Origin of the sequence: Microbacterium sp. Leaf288 (assembly GCF_001422925.1) — a bacterium.
Taxonomy (GTDB): Bacteria; Actinomycetota; Actinomycetes; order Actinomycetales; family Microbacteriaceae; genus Microbacterium.
Genome location: NZ_LMNI01000012.1, coordinates 702,251 through 718,214, shown reverse-complemented (window position 1 = coordinate 718,214; position 15,964 = coordinate 702,251). Strand labels below are relative to the sequence as shown.

Annotated in this window: 15 protein-coding genes; 13 read left to right on the top strand and 2 right to left on the bottom strand. The window is 69.7% G+C overall.

Translation table 11 applies throughout. The features are described from left to right. The first annotated feature begins 70 nt into the window (after positions 1–70). The 3 genes from ASF40_RS16805 to ASF40_RS16795 all read left to right on the top strand — a co-directional run bounded on the left by ASF40_RS16805 (position 71) and on the right by ASF40_RS16795 (position 2,767). Positions 71–1,030: a carbohydrate ABC transporter permease gene (locus ASF40_RS16805; protein WP_235560267.1), complete on the top strand. Its 960-nt coding sequence runs from the start codon at positions 71–73 to the stop codon at positions 1,028–1,030. Next, positions 1,027–1,953 (top strand): carbohydrate ABC transporter permease, encoded by a 927-nt coding sequence (locus ASF40_RS16800; protein WP_056371077.1) that lies wholly within the window; start codon positions 1,027–1,029, stop codon positions 1,951–1,953. Before ASF40_RS16805 ends, ASF40_RS16800 begins: the two co-directional genes overlap by 4 nt. A gap of 154 nt (positions 1,954–2,107) precedes the next feature. Then, positions 2,108–2,767, top strand: coding sequence for a TetR/AcrR family transcriptional regulator (locus ASF40_RS16795; RefSeq protein ID WP_082497127.1), 660 nt, complete (start codon positions 2,108–2,110; stop codon positions 2,765–2,767). A gap of 91 nt (positions 2,768–2,858) precedes the next feature. Here the strand turns inward: ASF40_RS16795 and ASF40_RS16790 are convergent, their stop codons facing one another. Then, positions 2,859–4,391, bottom strand: coding sequence for an ABC transporter substrate-binding protein (locus ASF40_RS16790; protein ID WP_056371073.1), 1,533 nt, complete (start codon positions 4,389–4,391; stop codon positions 2,859–2,861). Between the two features lie 158 nt (positions 4,392–4,549). On the opposite strand from ASF40_RS16790, the gene ASF40_RS16785 reads away from it, so the two are divergent. The 3 genes from ASF40_RS16785 to ASF40_RS16775 are packed head-to-tail and all read left to right on the top strand — an operon-like array spanning position 4,550 to position 6,968. Further along, the gene (locus tag ASF40_RS16785; protein WP_056371599.1) at positions 4,550–5,581 is read left to right on the top strand and encodes a Gfo/Idh/MocA family protein; all 1,032 of its coding nucleotides are present in this window, start codon (positions 4,550–4,552) and stop codon (positions 5,579–5,581) included. Beyond that, complete coding sequence (locus ASF40_RS16780; protein ID WP_056371071.1) at positions 5,581–6,501, top strand: TolB family protein; 921 nt, start codon at positions 5,581–5,583, stop codon at positions 6,499–6,501. Before ASF40_RS16785 ends, ASF40_RS16780 begins: the two co-directional genes overlap by 1 nt. Continuing rightward, positions 6,501–6,968, top strand: a complete 468-nt coding sequence (locus ASF40_RS16775) for a heme-degrading domain-containing protein (RefSeq protein ID WP_056371069.1) — start codon at positions 6,501–6,503, stop codon at positions 6,966–6,968. The genes ASF40_RS16780 and ASF40_RS16775 overlap by 1 nt, the downstream gene beginning before the upstream one ends. A gap of 42 nt (positions 6,969–7,010) precedes the next feature. Here the strand turns inward: ASF40_RS16775 and ASF40_RS16770 are convergent, their stop codons facing one another. After that, positions 7,011–7,973, bottom strand: a complete 963-nt coding sequence (locus ASF40_RS16770; protein ID WP_056371068.1) for a LacI family DNA-binding transcriptional regulator — start codon at positions 7,971–7,973, stop codon at positions 7,011–7,013. 162 nt (positions 7,974–8,135) lie between these two features. Here ASF40_RS16770 and ASF40_RS16765 point away from each other — a divergent pair, with 162 nt between their 5' ends. The 7 genes from ASF40_RS16765 to ppk2 all read left to right on the top strand — a co-directional run bounded on the left by ASF40_RS16765 (position 8,136) and on the right by ppk2 (position 15,921). After that, a complete protein-coding gene (locus ASF40_RS16765) occupies positions 8,136–9,659 on the top strand; it encodes a mannitol dehydrogenase family protein (RefSeq protein WP_056371066.1) in 1,524 nt (507 codons plus the stop codon). Between the two features lie 29 nt (positions 9,660–9,688). Continuing rightward, positions 9,689–10,693: an L-idonate 5-dehydrogenase gene (locus ASF40_RS16760; RefSeq protein WP_056371065.1), complete on the top strand. Its 1,005-nt coding sequence runs from the start codon at positions 9,689–9,691 to the stop codon at positions 10,691–10,693. Between the two features lie 43 nt (positions 10,694–10,736). Then, on the top strand, positions 10,737–12,137 hold the full coding sequence (locus ASF40_RS16755; RefSeq protein ID WP_056371063.1) for an MFS transporter: 1,401 nt from the start codon (positions 10,737–10,739) through the stop codon (positions 12,135–12,137). A 78-nt stretch (positions 12,138–12,215) separates the two neighbouring features. Next, positions 12,216–13,445 carry a D-mannonate dehydratase ManD gene (gene manD, locus ASF40_RS16750; protein WP_056371060.1) on the top strand — a complete coding sequence of 410 codons (1,230 nt, stop codon included), beginning with the start codon at positions 12,216–12,218 and terminating at the stop codon, positions 13,443–13,445. Continuing rightward, positions 13,435–14,094: a bifunctional 4-hydroxy-2-oxoglutarate aldolase/2-dehydro-3-deoxy-phosphogluconate aldolase gene (locus tag ASF40_RS16745; RefSeq protein ID WP_056371058.1), complete on the top strand. Its 660-nt coding sequence runs from the start codon at positions 13,435–13,437 to the stop codon at positions 14,092–14,094. Before manD ends, ASF40_RS16745 begins: the two co-directional genes overlap by 11 nt. Next, positions 14,094–15,056, top strand: coding sequence for a sugar kinase (locus tag ASF40_RS16740; RefSeq protein ID WP_056371057.1), 963 nt, complete (start codon positions 14,094–14,096; stop codon positions 15,054–15,056). The genes ASF40_RS16745 and ASF40_RS16740 overlap by 1 nt, the downstream gene beginning before the upstream one ends. 46 nt (positions 15,057–15,102) lie before the next feature. Continuing rightward, positions 15,103–15,921, top strand: coding sequence for a polyphosphate kinase 2 (gene ppk2, locus ASF40_RS16735; RefSeq protein ID WP_200919509.1), 819 nt, complete (start codon positions 15,103–15,105; stop codon positions 15,919–15,921). Positions 15,922–15,964: the final 43 nt, after the last annotated feature.

Sequence of the window (15,964 nt, the reverse complement as noted above, 5' to 3'; positions counted from 1 at the left end):
CCTCGGCCGATCGCACCGCAGCCGTGACGCGATCGGGCGGTCCGCAGCATCCATTCGAAAGGAGACTCCCGTGGCGAACGCAACAGCATTGCCGGCCGCGCGTCCCGCAGCGCCCGCGAAGAAGCGGCGCACCAGCCCCACCAAGCGCAAGCAGTACCGCGCGGCCTACCTGTTCCTGCTGCCCTTCTTCATCGTGTTCATCACGATGCTCGTCGTCCCGCTCGTCTACGCGGGGTACCTGAGCCTGTTCGAGAGCAAGCTCATCGGCGGCGAGGTGTTCGCGGGCCTGAACAACTACGTCCGTGCGCTGACCGACCCGCAGTTCTGGGGCGGCCTCGGCAGGGTGGCGCTGTTCTTCGTCGTGCAGGTGCCGATCATGCTCGGCCTCGCACTGTTCTTCGCGCTCGCGCTGGACACGTTCCTGGCGCGGGGGTCGAAGGGCATCCGCCTCTTGATCTTCATGCCGTACGCCGTTCCGGCGGTCGTGGCGACGCTGATGTGGGGCTACCTGTACGGTCCGGACTTCGGTCCGATCGCCCAGATGGCGCGGGCGCTCGGATTCGGAACCCCCGACTTCCTCTCGCCGGGGAACATCCTCGGCTCGATGATGAACATCGTCACGTGGGAGTTCGTGGGCTACAACATGATCATCATGTACGCGGCGCTGCGTGCGATCCCGGGGGAGCTCTATGAAGCGGCCGAGATCGACGGGGCCGGCCAGTTCCGGCTGGCGTGGAGCATCAAGATCCCCGCCATCCGCCCGGCGATCCTGCTGACCGTCATCTTCTCGGTGATCGGGTCGTTCCAGCTGTTCGCCGAGCCGAGTCTGCTGAACACCATCGCCCCCGACGCGATCACCAACGGCTTCACGCCGAACTACTACGCGTTCAACGTCGCGTTCATCAACCAGGAGCTGAACTACGGCGCGGCTCTCGCGTTCCTGCTCGGAATCGTGATCGCGATCGTCTCGTACTTCGTGCAGCTCGGATCCGAGCGATCCGCGCGCCGTGAGCGGAAGGGGCTCGCATGACCTCCACCGAGACCCGCACGCTGCTGACCGGCGAAGGGCTGCGCTTCCCCGACCGGCCGCTGACGTCGTACAGCCGCTCCCGCCGGCGCAGCTGGCTGCTGACGGTCCTGCTGTGGCTGTGCGTGCTGTACTTCGTGCTGCCGCTGTGGTGGCTGCTCGTGTCGTCGACGAAGGACAACTCCGCGCTGTTCTCCACCTTCGGGCTGTGGTTCGGCGGCGAGCTGTCGCTGTGGGACAACCTGCAGACGCTGTTCACGATCCGCGGCGGACTGTTCACCCGGTGGCTCATCAACACGGTGGTGTACTCCGTGACCGCGGCGGTCGGCGCCACGCTGCTGTCGGCGATGGCGGGCTACGCCTTCGCGAAGTACGAGTTCCCCGGCAAGAAGGTGCTCTTCAGCGCGACCCTCGGCGCGATCATGATCCCGCTGACGGCTCTCGCCCTGCCGACGTACCTGCTGTTCGCGCGAGCCGGGCTGACCGACACCCCGTGGGCCATCATCATCCCTTCGCTCGTCAGTCCGTTCGGGGTGTACCTGATGCGGGTGTACGCGGCCGACGCGATCCCCGACACGCTCATCGAGTCGGCGCGCGTCGACGGGGCGGGCGAGTTCCGCACGTTCTGGCAGGTCGGCTTCCGGCTGCTCGGGCCGGGGCTCGTGACGGTGTTCCTCTTCTCGCTCGTCGCGACGTGGAACAACTACTTCCTGCCCCTGGTCATGCTGAACTCGTCCGAGCTGTATCCGATCACCGTCGGCCTCGCCCAGCTCCAGGCGGCGGCGTCCGCGGGCGGCGGCACGCAGGCGCTGTTCTCGACCGTGATCACCGGCTCGTTCGTGTCGATCCTGCCGCTGATCATCGCGTTCCTGTTCCTGCAGCGGTACTGGCAGTCGGGCCTCGCCACGGGAAGCGTGAAGGGCTGATCGCGCGCGGATGACGGATGCTGCGCCGCAACGCCGTGCGGGAGGCTGGATGCGCCGGCCTCCCGCACCCCTCGCCCCGATCGCACGACCCTCGGGGCCGGTCTTCCCGCCCGCGCAGACGCACACGGCCGCGCTCCGCCCGTAGGGTGGGCACATGAGGCAACCGTCGTATGCGAAGGGCATGGCGCGGCGCGACGAGATGCTCGCGGCGGCGATGCACGCCATCGCGGGGGCCGGTTTCCGGCGGCTCAGCCTGCGCGAGATCGCGCGCGAGAGCGGCGTCGAGGCCGCGCACCTCGTCTACTACTTCGGCTCGCGCGACGGACTGCTCCAGGCCGTCATCGAGAGATGGGATGCCGACACCCAGGCTGCGCGCGCCGTCGAGGCCGTGCCCGACCGGCCCCTCGACTTCCTCGTCGAGCATGTGCGTCTCAATCTGTATGTGCCCGGGTTCGTGCACCTGCTGCACTCGTTCGCCGCCGAGGCCGTCGCGCCCGACCACGAGGCGCACGCGTTCTTCCGCGAGCGCTACGAGCGCGTCGCGCAGCAGATCGCGGAGGGGATCACCGCGGAGCAGGATGCCGGCTTGATCCCGCCCGATCTCGATCCGGCGGACGAGGCGCAGCGGCTCATCGCCGTGTCGGACGGCGTGCAGCTGCAGGCGCTGCTCGACGAGCGGATCGATGCCGTCGCCCTGCTCGCCGGCGCCGTCGAGGCGCTGCGGTCGCTGGCCGACGACCCGGCCGTGCGGTTGAGCGACGAGTCCGTGCCGCAGCTGGCCTCGCTCCGCAAGGGCATCGCCGCGTCCGCCTGACCCCCCCCGAACCGTGTGCGGAGAACCGCGGAGTCGAGAGTGCACACGACGGCCCCGGCGCGATGTCGCGCCGGGGCCGTCGTGCCGCTGATCAGTTCGCAGGGGAGAACCCGAACAGCGACGGGTAGGAGTTGGTCGGCCACATCGCCACGGCCGTGCCGGTGTCGTGCGCGAAGCTGCCCTGCTTGCGGTACCAGGGCGCGAACCACGCCTGGTCCGTGATGTAGGCGTTGAGGTCCTTCGTAGCCTGTTCCGCCTCCTCCGGCGTGCCCAGCTGGATGGTCGAGATGTAGTCGTCGACCTGCGGGTCCTGGGAGTGGAAGGGGTTGAAGGTCGCCTCGGGGGCGATCATGAAGTTGATCAGCTGCCAGTCGGGGTTCTGCTCGAGTGACATCCAGGTGGCGGGGTATTTCGGGGCGAGCATGTCGGTGATGAAGTTGCCTGTGCCGGGGTCGGTGTAGTCGACGGTGATCCCGATGTCGGCCAGCTGCTGTGCGACGAGGTCGAAGGTCGTCTGGAACGCCGGAGTCGACATCATGGCGAGGGTGAAGCCGTCGGGGTAGCCCGCTTCGGCCAGGAGCTTCTTGGCGCCTTCGGGGTCGTACTCGTAGGTGCTGTCGAGGGCCTCGTCGTAGCCGACGGATGTCGTCGGGAAGACCTGCTGCGTGAGGGTTCCGTAGCCGGCCTGCAGGACGTCCAGCAGCGCCTCGCGGTCGAAGGCCATGTTGATGGCCTGCCGCACCCTCACGTCGGCGAGCTCCGGTGCCATCGCCCCGGACCGATCGAGCAGGATGAGTCCGTGGAAGTCGAGTTCGTTGGACGCGACCTCCCAGCCTGACGCCGACACCTCGTCGATCGCGTCGTTGTTGACCAGCGGCAGCCCGTTGGCTTCGCCGGCCTTCATCGCGTTGAGGGCGGCGGTCGGGTCGTCGATGACGTTGATCGTCAGGCTGTCGTAGTGGACGGCGTCGGGGTTCCAGTAGTCCGGATTCGCCGTGTAGACGTAGGTCGTTCCCGTGACCGACGCCGCGCTGTCGAGCACGTACGGGCCCGAGCCGACGGGGGAGGTCGCCGACGACGGGTCGTCGAAACTGGACGGGGCTTGGATCAGGCCTGGGGCGATCGACAGCAGATTGATGAGGGAGGGGTCGGGTGCGGGCTGGGTGATGGTGACCGTCGTCGCGTCGACGGCTTCGAACTCCTTGCCGGCGAAGGTCGCCGCCTGCGGTGCCGTCCCGTCACGGAAGCGCTCGAGGCTGGCAGCCACGGCGACGGCATCCAGTGCGGTGCCGTCGCTGAACACGACGTCGTCGCGCAGGGTGAGCGTGAGCACCGTGCTGTCGTCGTTGTACTCCCAGTCCGTCGCCAGCCAGGGAATGATCTCTCCGGCGGCGTCCTTCTGCAGCAGCGTGTCGTACACCGCCTGGAAGAACACGCTCCGGTTGCCGTACTCGGCGCCCTGGCCGACGTCGTAGCTCGTGGGCGACGCGATCGCGATCAGCGTGAGTCTTTCCGCGCGCCCTGAGTCGCTCGTGCCCCCGCCGTCGCCATCTCCGCCGGCGCAGCCGGCGAGGGTGAGCGAAGCGACGATCGCGAGGGCTGCTGTGGCCTTCCAACGGAACATCCTTGGTCCCTTCTCGTGGAGGTGATCCGTCATTGGACCGCCATCGCCGGAGAAGCTATCAGCTTGTTTTGAACATTGTCAAAGATTAGTTCGCTGATTGCCGAGAAATCTTTTACGATGCTAAAGTCATCGCGTCGCCGATGACCGAAGGAGTGTCGATGCTGCCCAGATCCCTGCCCGAACCGGAGCTTTTCCTTCCCGAGAGGGGCGAACCCGCGCTGCGCTGGGGTGTCCTCGGTGCCGGCTGGATCGCGGGGTTCTTCGTCGCCGCCGTGCAGAAGCACACCGCGCAGAAGGTGGTCGCCGTCGCCGCGCGCGCCCAGGCCAAGGCCGAGAGCTTCGCCGAGGCGCACAGCATCCCGACCGGTCATTCGAGCGTCGACGCGCTGCTCGACGATCCGGGCGTCGACGTGATCTACGTCGCGGCACCGCAGAGCGAGCACCTGTCGCTCGGACTGCGCGCGATCGCCGCCGGCAAGCACGTGCTCATGGAGAAGCCGCTCGCCACAAGCGCCGCCGACGCGCAGCAGCTGGTCGACGCGGCGCGTGCCGCCGGCGTCTTCCTCATGGAGGCGATGTGGACGCGGTACCTGCCGCAGACGCGGATGATCCGTCGCGTGATCGACGAGGGGATCCTCGGCGACGTCCGCAGTGTCATCGCCGACCACGGCCAGCCGCTCGCCGACGACCCGGGTCACCGGCTGCTCCGGCCTGGCACGGGCGGCGGAGCACTGCTGGATCTCGGCATCTATCCGATCCAGCTCGACTCGATGGTGCTGGGCGAGCCGACGTCGATCACGGCCGTCGGCTCGCTGACCCCATCAGGGGTGGACGCGACCTCGACGGTGGTGCTCGGGCACGGCGAGGAGCAGTCCACGCTGATGACCTCGATCCTCACGCGCACGCCGACCGTCGCATCGATCTGCGGCACGACCGCGCGGATCGACATCGAGGGGCCGTTCCACATCCCGACCGCGATCACCCTGCGCTCGCACGATCTCTTCGAAGAGCCCGTCGTCTGGCGTGACCCGACCGGGGTGGGGCTCATGGACGGGCTGGCCTGGGAGGCGACCGCCCTGGCCCGCTACGTCGGGGAAGGCCGCGCGGAGTCCCCGCTGCACACGCACGCCGAGACCGTGTCGATCCTCGCGACGATCGACGAAGCGCGCCGGCAGCTGGGCGCGCGCTGATGGGCTGGGCACGTACGCTCGCCGACGGGCAGGTCGCCCGCGTCCACGTGTACGACCTCGCGACGGGGGAGAGCACGGTGGTCCACGTCGACCGCGAGGTTCTCGTCGAGGCGCCGAACTGGACGGCCGGCGGCGACCTGATCCTCAACGGCGACGGGATCCTCTGGCGCATGCCCGCCGACGGCTCTGCACCGCCGGCTCCGGTGCCGATCGAGAAGCTGCCGGAGCTCAACAACGACCATGTGCTCGCACCTGACGGCGACACGATCTATGTGTCGGCGAACGACGGCCACCTCTATGCGGCGTCCCTCACGACCGGTGCGGTGCGGAAGGTGACGCCGGACGGCAGTCCGCACTGGCATTTCCTCCACGGGGTCAGCCCCGACGGCGAGCAGCTGGCATACGTGGCGCTGAACCCCGCGAACGGCTGGGACAGCGGCACCATCCGCGTGATCGATGCATCCGGGTCGTGGGATGCGGCGCTCACCGAAGGTCGCGGGCCCGACGACGGCTCGGAGTATGCGCCCGACGGCGAGTGGGTCTTCTTCAACACCGAGCGGTTCACCGAAGCCCCCGGGCATGCGCAGATCGCCCGCATCCGTCCGGATGGCACTGGGCTCGAGCAGCTGACCTTCGACGAACGGGTCAACTGGTTCCCGCACATCGATCCCACGGGCACCCGAGCGGTGTTCCTCAGCTTCCCCGTCGGCACGGAAGGCCACCCCGCCGACCTGCCCGTACAGCTGCGGGTGGTCGATGACATCTCGCAGACGGATGCGTGGACCCGGGCTCGCGTCGCCGTCGAGCTGTTCGGAGGCCAGGGAACCATCAACGTCAACAGCTGGTCACCCGACGGCACGCGCTTCGCTTATGTGGACTACCCGATCGCCAGCGCCGGCGACGGCGAGAAGGAGGAGTGATGGAACAGGATCTCGTCGCAGCGCTGGAAGCGGGGGAGGCCGAGCTCACCTGGGATCGGTTCGGCACGGACGAAGCGTGGCGGCTGGGCAGCGCGGTGCGCGCGCTCGCGGAGGAACGCGGGCACGGGGTCGCCATCGACATCCGCCGCGTGAACGGGATGATCCTGTTCCGCAGCGCGCTGCCCGTCGTCACGGTGGATCAGGACGACTGGATCCGGCGCAAGAGCGCGGTGGTGTTCCGCTTCGAGACGAGCTCGGCGCTGTTCGCCGCGCGGATGGCGGCCGCGGGCTACGACCCCACCGCCGTCGGGTGGCTGGCGGCCGGCGACTACGCGGTGACCGGCGGCTCGGTGCCCATCCGGGTTCGCGGAGCCGGCGTCGTCGCCGCGCTGACGCTGTCGGGGCTGTCGTCCGAGGGGGACCACGCGCTCGCCGTGGAGGGGATCCGCGCGACGCTCACGACGTGACGCGCACCCGCGCGGCGCGCGGGCGCGGCGCCGTCGGGGACCTCACGCGGCCGGCGCGCCCGTCGAGCCGCGAACGATCAGCTGCGAGTTGAGGACCGCTGCCTCCTCGGGTGGGGTGCCGGCCATCGCCTGCAGCAGGAGGTCGACGGCGAGGGCCCCGCTTCTGCCGATCGGCATCCGCACCGTCGTCAGACCCGGCGTCACGGCTCCCGCCATCTCGATGTCGTCGATGCCGACGATGCTGATGTCTTCGGGGCACGAGCGGCCGAGGTCCGACATGCCGGCTTCGACACCGAGCGCCACGAGGTCGTTGTATGCGATCACGGCTGTCGCGCCGCTCGCGGCCGCGGGCGCCGCCGCGGCGCGTCCGCCCTGGATGGACGCGGCGTGGTGGCTGAGCCGCGTGAGACGGATGCCGAAGCTCTCGCACGCGCGCGCGACCGTGTCGGATCGCCGGCTGTCGGCCCACGATCCGAGAGGCCCGGCGGCATAGGCGATGTGCCGGTGGCCGAGCGCCGCCAGGTGCTCGACCGCCTGCCGAGGTCCGTGCTCGGCGTCCATCAGCACGCACGGAGCACCCGCGAGGAGCCGGTTGATCACGACGTACGGCGTCTCGCCGACGAGGGCCAGCACGTCTTCGTCGGGCAGGCGAGGAGAGCACAGCAGCATGCCGTCGAGCTTGCGCGCGCGCTCGATCTGCTCGCGCTCGCGCCGCAGGTCCTCATCCGCGTCGAACAGCACGATCCGATGGCGGCCGTGCCAGGCCTGACCCTCGATCGCCTTGAGAAGTGTGGCGTACACGGGGTTCGCCACATCGGGGACGATGACGCCGATCGTGCGCGTGGTCGTCGCGGCCTGCGGAGTCGCGTACCCGAGGTCGCTCGCGGCGCGGAGCACGCGATCCCGCGTCGCGACCGCGAGGCGGTCGGGCTCCCCGAATGCGCGCGAGGCCGTCGCGACAGAAACGCCCGCGCGCCGAGCCACGTCGGTCAATGTCGCCGTCATCCCGCGTTCCGATCTCGAGCCCAGCCAGCGTTCCCATCATGGCTCATGCCGATGTGATGCAACGCCTTGACAAACATTGTACAAACCCTGCACACTCTTTTCCATGACGATCACCGAGGATCCCTCGACTCGACGGACGAGCGCCCCCGCAGGAGCGACGGCATGACCGCCGCCCGGCTCGGCCGGAGCCTTCCGACGACGGTCGCCGTTGCCGATGCGCCCCGCTCGGCGGGAATCCTCCACCTCGGTCTCGGCAGCTTCCACCGTGCGCACCAGGCCGTGTACACGGCCGCTGCGCTCGCCGCAGGAAGCGGCGATGATTGGGGGATCGTGGGAGTCGCGTCGCGATCGCGATCTGTCGTCGACGCGATGCGCGTGCAGGACATGCTCTACGCCGTCGCCGAGATCTCGCCGGCGGGAACCCGACTCGCCGTTCCCGCCGTCCACACCGACGCGTTCGTCGCCGCGGATGAACCCGACCGGGTCGTGCAGGCCATCGCTGATCCGGCGATCCGCATCGTCACGCTCACCGTGACCGAGAACGGCTACAGCTACTCGCCCGCGACCGGCCACCTCGACGTCGCCTCTCCGGTCATCGCGGCCGACCTGCAAGGCGGCAGTCCGGCATCGACGATCGGTCAGCTCGCACGTGGCATCCAGCGGCGGGCCGCGGCATCCGGTGCTCCGCTCACGGTGCTCAGCTGCGACAACCTGGCGGCGAACGGATCGCACACCCGCCGGCTCGTGCAGGAGTTCCTGCAGAGCCTGCCGGGAGCCGAAGGGGCCGAGGCGCTGGCGTTCCTCGACGAGCGCGTGTCGTTCCCGTCGAGCATGGTCGACCGCATCGTCCCCTCGACGACCCCCGAGCTGCGGACCCGCGTGTCCGGGCTGCTGGGTGCGCGCGATGACATCCCCGTCCCCGCGGAGCCCTTCACGATGTGGGCGATCGAGGACGACTTCCGCGCCGGCCGCCCGGCGTGGGAGGCCGGGGGAGCCGTTTTCACCGATGAGGTCGGCAGGTACGAGCAGATGAAGGTGCGGCTGCTCAACGGCACGCACTCGCTCATCGCCTACCTCGGCGCGCTCCGCGGGGTCGAGACCATCCCCGAGGCGATCGGCCTCGCCGACATCGACGCCGCCGCCCGGATCGTCCTCGCGGACGAGTACGCGCCGTCGATCGAGATGCCGTCGGGCGTCGACTTCGACGACTACCAGCGCGAGCTGTTCGAGCGCTGGGGCAACACCGCTCTCGGCCACCGCACGACGCAGGTCGGCACCGATGGATCGGTGAAGCTCCGCCAGCGCATCCCCGAGCCCGCCGTGCGGGCCCTCGAGAACGGGACGATGCCGCACCTGATCGCGCTCACGGTCGCGTCGTACCTGTCGTGCCTCGCCCCGCTTCCGGGCTTCCAGCCGGGTCGGTTCGCCGATGCGATGACGGATGCTGCGCGCCCTCGTCTCGCGGAAGCCGCCGCGGGCGCGCGCAACGGCGAGGGCGTCGCCGACGCCGCGATCGCAGGGCTGCAGCTGTTCGGCGAGGAGCTCGCGGGTCGTCCGGCGTTCATCACCCGCGTCGGCGAGCTCATCGACACGATCACCGGCGGTGGTGTGGAGGCGGCGGTGGCCGACAGTGTGGCCGCCGCGCAGGCCGAAGCATCCGGCATCCGTCACGAGGTCTCGGCATGACCGCGGCACAGCACCAGGAAGGAGGCGCCATGAAGGCGCTCGCGATCCACGGCAAGGAAGACATCCGCTGGGAGGACCGCCCGCTTCCCGAGCCCGGTGAGGGCGAGGTGCGCCTGCGCGTCCGGTTCGTCGGCATCTGCGGGTCCGACCTGCACTACTACTTCCACGGCGTCAACGGCGAGTACGCGATCAAGGAGCCGCTCATCCCGGGGCACGAGCTGTCGGCAGTCGTCGACCTCGACCCGTCCGGGCGGCTCGAGCCCGGCACCCCGGTCACCGTGCATCCCGCCCGCTACGGCGCGCCGGTCCCGGGACTCGAGGACCACCCGCATCTGCGGCCCGGGGGCGACTACTTCGGCAGCGCCGCGACCACGCCGCATCGTCAGGGCGGCGCCGCGGAGTACCTCGTCGTCGAGGATCACATGATCCGCGTACTGCCCGAGGCGCTTCCGCTGGAGCGTGCGGCGCTGGCGGAACCGCTCGCCGTGGCGCTGCACGCCGTGAACCTCGCCGGCGACATCACCGGCACGCGCGTTCTCGTCATCGGCGCGGGTCCGATCGGCCTCCTCGTCGTCGCCGCTGCCGCGCACGCCGGGGCCGCGGTCATCGGCGCGAGCGACGTGCGCACCGAGCCGCTCGACCGCGCCGCAGCCCTGGGGGCGAGCGAGCTGGTGCTCGTCGGCCGCGACACGATCGCCGACGAATCGTACGACGTCGTGTTCGAGTGCTCCGGCGTCGCCGTCTCGCTGACGCAGTCGGTGCGTGCCGCGCGCCGCACCGGAACGATCGTGCAGGTCGGCATGCTCGCGAACGCCGAGATCGGCGTGAACCTGGCGCCGATGCTCGCGAAGGAGCTCACCCTGCGCGGGGCGTTCCGCTTCTCGACCGAGATCGACGACGCCGTGGCGATGCTCGCCGAATCCGACGCACTCGATGCGGTCGTCTCGCACACGATCGAGGCATCCCGTGCCGTCGAGGCGTTCACGATCGCGCGCGACTCGTCCGCCTCGGCCAAGGTCCTGCTCGAACTCTGACTTCTCATCCCCTGACCGCTCACTCATCTACGAAGGAGTACTCATGAGCACCCCCCAGGTCCCCGGCGTCGACGCACCCGCGCCGCCGCCCACCGTCACCCGTTCGACGGGCGACCTCGTCCGCGCCGCCGTCTCCGGCTGGCTCGGCACCGCGCTGGAGTTCATGGACTTCCAGCTGTACTCGCTGGCCGCTGCCCTGGTCTTCAGCCAGCTGTTCTTCGCCGGCGAGGAGCCCGGCATGGCGGTCGTGCTCGCCATGGCCACCTACGGCGTCGGCTACCTCGCCCGTCCGCTCGGCGCGTGGTACTTCGGGCGCATGGGCGACAAGATCGGCCGCCGCAAGGTCCTCTTCTACACGATCCTGCTCATGGGCCTGGCGACCACGCTCATCGGCTTCCTGCCGACCTACGAGCAGGCCGGCATCATCGCCCCGATCATGCTGGTGCTGCTGCGCCTCGCGCAGGGCTTCGGCGCCGGCGCCGAGATCTCGGGTGCGGGCGTCATGCTCGCCGAGTACGCGCCGGCCAAGCGCCGTGGCATCATCGCGTCGCTCGTCGCGCTCGGCACCAACTGCGGGACGCTCTTCGCCTCCGCGATCTGGGCGATCCTGCTGGCCGTCATGGTCGAAGAGGACGTCCTGGCCTGGGGCTGGCGCATCCCGTTCATCGCCTCCGCCGTGATCATGGTGTTCGCCGTCTGGGTGCGCCTGAACCTCAAGGAGAGCCCGGTCTTCGAGGAGCGCACCGACGTCGTCGACGGTCAGGCGCTGTCGCGCGACGAGATGGTCGACCTCGCGACGCAGACCAACGACATCCGCACGCTCGAGTCGCTGCAGCGCAAGCCGATCAAGGCGACGCTCGTCTCGTTCTTCCTCCGTTTCGGGCAGGCCGGCAACTCGGGTCTCATCCAGACGTACCTGATCTCCTTCATCACGATCACCCTCGCCGTGCAGAAGGGCGTCGGCCCCGAGATCGTCATCGTCTCGTCGCTCATCGGCTTCGGCACGATCCCCTTCGTGGGCTGGCTCGGCGACAAGTTCGGCCGCCGCCGCATGTACATCATCATGACGTCGCTCGCGCTGGTGCTCATCGTGCCGACGATGCTCGCGATCAACACGAAGGAGGTCGCCTGGATCTTCGTCGGCTACGTCGTGATCCACAACGTGGCGGTCCTGGGCCTCGCCTCGATGGAGAACATCGCCATCCCCGAGATCTTCGGTTCGCGCAACCGCTACACGCTCACGGCCATCGTGCGCGAGATCGCGGCGATCATCGCGACCGGCATCGGCCCCGTACTGGCCGCCGCCTGGGTGGCCGCGGCCACGGGCAGCATCATCCCGGTGATCGTGCTCCTCGCGCTGTACACCCTGTCGGCGCTCATCGCGGCGGTCGTCGCGCCCGAGTGGACCGGTCGCGATCTGACCGATCCGCGTCCCGCGATGTAGACCGCCGGGGCACCCGATCCCAACCCTGGTGCGGCCGCCCTGCGCGGCGGCCGCACCGACACTTCCTAGGAGACACAGATGGCGATCGAGAACGTCACCGTCAACATCACCAGCCCCGGTCGCAACTTCGTGACGCTCAAGATCGTGACCTCCGACGGCATCGTCGGGTGGGGTGACGCGACGCTCAACGGCCGGGAGCTCTCGGTCGCGTCGTACCTCGCGGACCACGTCGCCTCGATGCTCATCGGGCGCGACGAGGATCGCATCGAGGACACCTGGCAGTACCTCTACCGGGGCCCGTACTGGCGCCGGGGACCCGTCACGATGGCGGCGATCGCCGCGGTCGACATGGCCCTGTGGGACATCAAGGCGAAGAAGGCAGGGATGCCGCTGTACCAGCTCCTCGGCGGCGCCAGCCGCTCGGGCATCCGCGTCTACGCCCACGCCTCGGGCACCGACTACCAGGCTCTCGCGAACGCGATCACCGGGTACGAGGAGCTCGGCTTCACCGCCGTGCGCGTGCAGACGGGGGTGCCGGGCCTCGGCCAGATCTACGGCGTCTCGTCGGCGGGCCCGGGCGTCCGCTACGACTACGAGCCCGCCAAGCGCGCCGCCGACGGCCGGCCGAGCGAGGAGACGTGGGACACCCGCACGTACCTCGCGCACATGCCCGACGTGTTCGCCAAGATCCGCGAGGACTTCGGCACGGGCCTGCGCATCCTGCACGACGGCCACCACCGGATGTCGCCCATCGAGGCCGCGCGGTTCGCCAAGGAGATCGAGCCCTACGACCTCTTCTGGCTCGAGGACTGCACGCCGGGGGAGGACCAGTCGGCGCTGCGCCTGGTGCGCCAGCACTCCACGACGCCGCTCGCGATCGGCGAGGTCTTCAACACCGTGTTTGATTACCAGACGCTCATCACCGAGCGGCTCATCGACTACGTGCGCTCGGCGGTCACGCACACCGGCGGCATCACGGCGATGAAGAAGCTGCTGGACTTCGCGGCGATCTACGGCATCAAGTCGGGCATCCACGGCCCCACCGACATCTCGCCCGTCGGCATGGCAGCGGCACTGCACCTCGACCTCGCGATCCACAACTTCGGGATCCAGGAGTACATGCCCCACAACGAGCAGACGCTCGAGGTGTTCCGGACGTCGTTCACGTTCGACCGCGGGTTCCTGCACCCGGGCGAAGCGCCCGGCCTCGGGGTCGAGCTCGACGAGGACGCCGCCGCGGCGTTCGAGTACACGAAGGCCTACCTCCCGGTGAACCGCCTGCTCGACGGGACCGTCCATGACTGGTGAGGCCGCGCGCGGGCGCCTCGCACTCCCGGCACGCACGGTCGAGTCCCGGGTCGTCGTCGTCGCACGAGCTCAGCGGGCAGAGGACTACGACGCTGTTCTCGACGTGCTGCTCGAGGCCGGCATCCGCAGTGTCGAGCTGACCCTCACCACGCCGGGAACGTTCGACCGACTTCCCGAGCTGATCGAGCGCTACGGTGATGCCGTCGACCTCGGTGTCGGCACGGTCACCGACGGAGATCAGCTCGCCCGGGCGATCGACGCCGGCGCCCATTATGCGGTCACTCCCATCACCTCGCCGGCACTCGTCGCGCAGGCGACCGATGCCGGCGTGCCCATCATCCCCGGCGGCCTCACCCCGACCGAGCTCTTCGCGTCCTGGTCGGCCGGCGCGTCGGCCGTGAAGGTCTTCCCGGCGGGTGTGGTCGGGCCGTCGTATCTCAAGGATCTGCGGGGGCCGTTCCCCGACATCGTCGCGGTGCCGTCGGGCGGCATCGACCTCGATTCGGCCGGCGCCTGGCTCGCGGCCGGCGCCGTCGCGGTGAGCGTCGGCGGACCGCTGCTGGGCGACGCCTTCCGCGGCGGCGACCTCCGGGCTCTGCGGGATCGCGCTGCCGCGTTCGTCGCCGCTGCCGTGCCGGAAGCGGCCTGATGGCTCACGCCCGCGACCCCCGCGTCGTCACCCTCGGCGAGACGATGGCGCTCATGCGCGCGACCGAGATCGGGTCACTCAGGCACGTGCCCGCGGTGGCGCTGGGCATCGGCGGCGCAGAGAGCAATGTCGCCATCGGCCTACGTCGGCTGGGCGTCGATTCGTCGTGGCTCGGCCGCGTCGGCGACGACTCGCTGGGCGAGCGCGTGGCGCGCGAGATCCGCGCGGAAGGGGTCGACGTGCGCGCGGTGGTCGATCGAGGGGCTCCGACGGGGCTGATGGTGAAAGAACGCCCGGACGCAGCATCCACTGCCGTCTTCTACTATCGCGCGGGTTCCGCAGGATCCCGGGTGGCGCCGGGGGACGTGCCCGCCGGATGGATCGAAGAGGCCGACCTGCTGCACGTCTCGGGGATCACTGCCCTGATCTCCGAGTCGGGTCGCGCGACTCTGCACGCGGCCATCGACCGTGCTCGCGCCGCCGGCGTGCGCGTGAGCTTCGATGTCAACTACCGGTCGGCCCTCGCGGACCCGGATGCTGCGGGGCCGATGCTGCGCGCGCTCGCAGAACGGGCCGACGTCGTGTTCGGCGGCGCCGAGGAACTGGTGCTGATGTTCCCCGAGGACGATCCGCACGCGGCCGCGCGGCGGCTGCTCGATACGGGGTGCTCGCAGGTCGTTCTGAAGCTCGGAGCCGATGGCGCGACGGTGTTCCAGCCCGGAACCGTCGTCGAGGGTCGAGGCTTCCGCATCGACGCCGTCGACACCGTCGGCGCCGGGGACGCGTTCGTCGCCGGCTACCTGAGCGGCATGCTCGCCGGCCTCGAGGTCGCCGACGCCCTCGGTCGCGCGAACACGTGCGGCGCGATGGCGTGCCTGACGCCGGGGGACTGGGAAGCCGGACCCTCGCTGCGCGATGTCGAGGCTTTCCAGCGCGGCGACGCGGATCCCGTGCGCCGCTGAGCGACCCACTCCTCGCTGCGCGGGCGTCGGGTGTACTGTCACCGAGATGAGCCAGTCGCGCCTGCCGAAGAAGATCTACGAACGCGAATTGCGGCGCCTGCAGGCGCAGCTCGTCGACATGCAGGCCTGGGTTCAGGCATCCGGTGCGCGGGTCGTCGTGATCTTCGAGGGACGGGATGCCGCGGGCAAAGGCTCGACCATCAAGCGGGTCGGCGAGTACCTGAACCCGCGGGTCACCCGCACCGTCGCCCTGCCGACGCCGACGGAGCGGGAGAAGACCCAGTGGTACTTCCAGCGCTACGTGCCGTACCTGCCGGCGGCGGGCGAGATCGTCCTCATGGACCGGTCCTGGTACAACCGCGCCGGCGTCGAGCACGTGATGGGCTACTGCACGAATGCGGAGTACCACCGCTTCCTCCACCAGGCGCCGATCTTCGAGCGCATGCTGGTGGAGGACGGTGTCATCCTCCTCAAGTACTGGTTCAGCGTCTCTCCCGATGAGCAGGAGGCGAGATTCCGCTCGCGGGCCGACGACCCGATGCGGCGCTGGAAGCTCAGCCCGAACGACGTGCTGTCGATCACCCGCTGGGAGGACTACTCCCGCGCGAAAGACACGATGTTCGTGCACACCGACATCCCTGAGGCGCCGTGGTTCGAGGTGCCGTCGGTCGACAAGCGCCGCAGCCGGATCAACATGATCTCCCACCTGCTGGCGAGCATCCCCTACGAGCTCGTCCCGCGGGAGGAGGTCGCGATTCCGGTCCGCCCCGGCTCCCGGGGATACGAGCGCCCGCCCCGCAACCTCGAGAACTACGTCCCCGATGTCGCCGCCGAGATGGAGCGCGCGGCTCACGGCGACGACTGAGCGGGTCAGAGACGGAGCACGGCGTCGGCGCCGACCCGTATCC

What these genes read in the sequence shown, in the direction of transcription:
- ASF40_RS16800 (WP_056371077.1), top strand. Translation starts at nt 1,027, where the DNA reads ATGACCTCCACCGAGACCCGCACGCTGCTGACCGGCGAAGGGCTGCGC.
- ASF40_RS16795 (WP_082497127.1), top strand. Translation starts at nt 2,108, where the DNA reads ATGAGGCAACCGTCGTATGCGAAGGGCATGGCGCGGCGCGACGAGATG.
- ASF40_RS16790 (WP_056371073.1), bottom strand. Translation starts at nt 4,391, where the DNA reads ATGTTCCGTTGGAAGGCCACAGCAGCCCTCGCGATCGTCGCTTCGCTC.
- ASF40_RS16785 (WP_056371599.1), top strand. Translation starts at nt 4,550, where the DNA reads ATGCTGCCCAGATCCCTGCCCGAACCGGAGCTTTTCCTTCCCGAGAGG.
- ASF40_RS16780 (WP_056371071.1), top strand. Translation starts at nt 5,581, where the DNA reads ATGGGCTGGGCACGTACGCTCGCCGACGGGCAGGTCGCCCGCGTCCAC.
- ASF40_RS16775 (WP_056371069.1), top strand. Translation starts at nt 6,501, where the DNA reads ATGGAACAGGATCTCGTCGCAGCGCTGGAAGCGGGGGAGGCCGAGCTC.
- ASF40_RS16770 (WP_056371068.1), bottom strand. Translation starts at nt 7,973, where the DNA reads ATGACGGCGACATTGACCGACGTGGCTCGGCGCGCGGGCGTTTCTGTC.
- ASF40_RS16765 (WP_056371066.1), top strand. Translation starts at nt 8,136, where the DNA reads ATGACCGCCGCCCGGCTCGGCCGGAGCCTTCCGACGACGGTCGCCGTT.
- ASF40_RS16760 (WP_056371065.1), top strand. Translation starts at nt 9,689, where the DNA reads ATGAAGGCGCTCGCGATCCACGGCAAGGAAGACATCCGCTGGGAGGAC.
- ASF40_RS16755 (WP_056371063.1), top strand. Translation starts at nt 10,737, where the DNA reads ATGAGCACCCCCCAGGTCCCCGGCGTCGACGCACCCGCGCCGCCGCCC.
- manD (WP_056371060.1), top strand. Translation starts at nt 12,216, where the DNA reads ATGGCGATCGAGAACGTCACCGTCAACATCACCAGCCCCGGTCGCAAC.
- ASF40_RS16745 (WP_056371058.1), top strand. Translation starts at nt 13,435, where the DNA reads ATGACTGGTGAGGCCGCGCGCGGGCGCCTCGCACTCCCGGCACGCACG.
- ASF40_RS16740 (WP_056371057.1), top strand. Translation starts at nt 14,094, where the DNA reads ATGGCTCACGCCCGCGACCCCCGCGTCGTCACCCTCGGCGAGACGATG.
- ppk2 (WP_200919509.1), top strand. Translation starts at nt 15,103, where the DNA reads ATGAGCCAGTCGCGCCTGCCGAAGAAGATCTACGAACGCGAATTGCGG.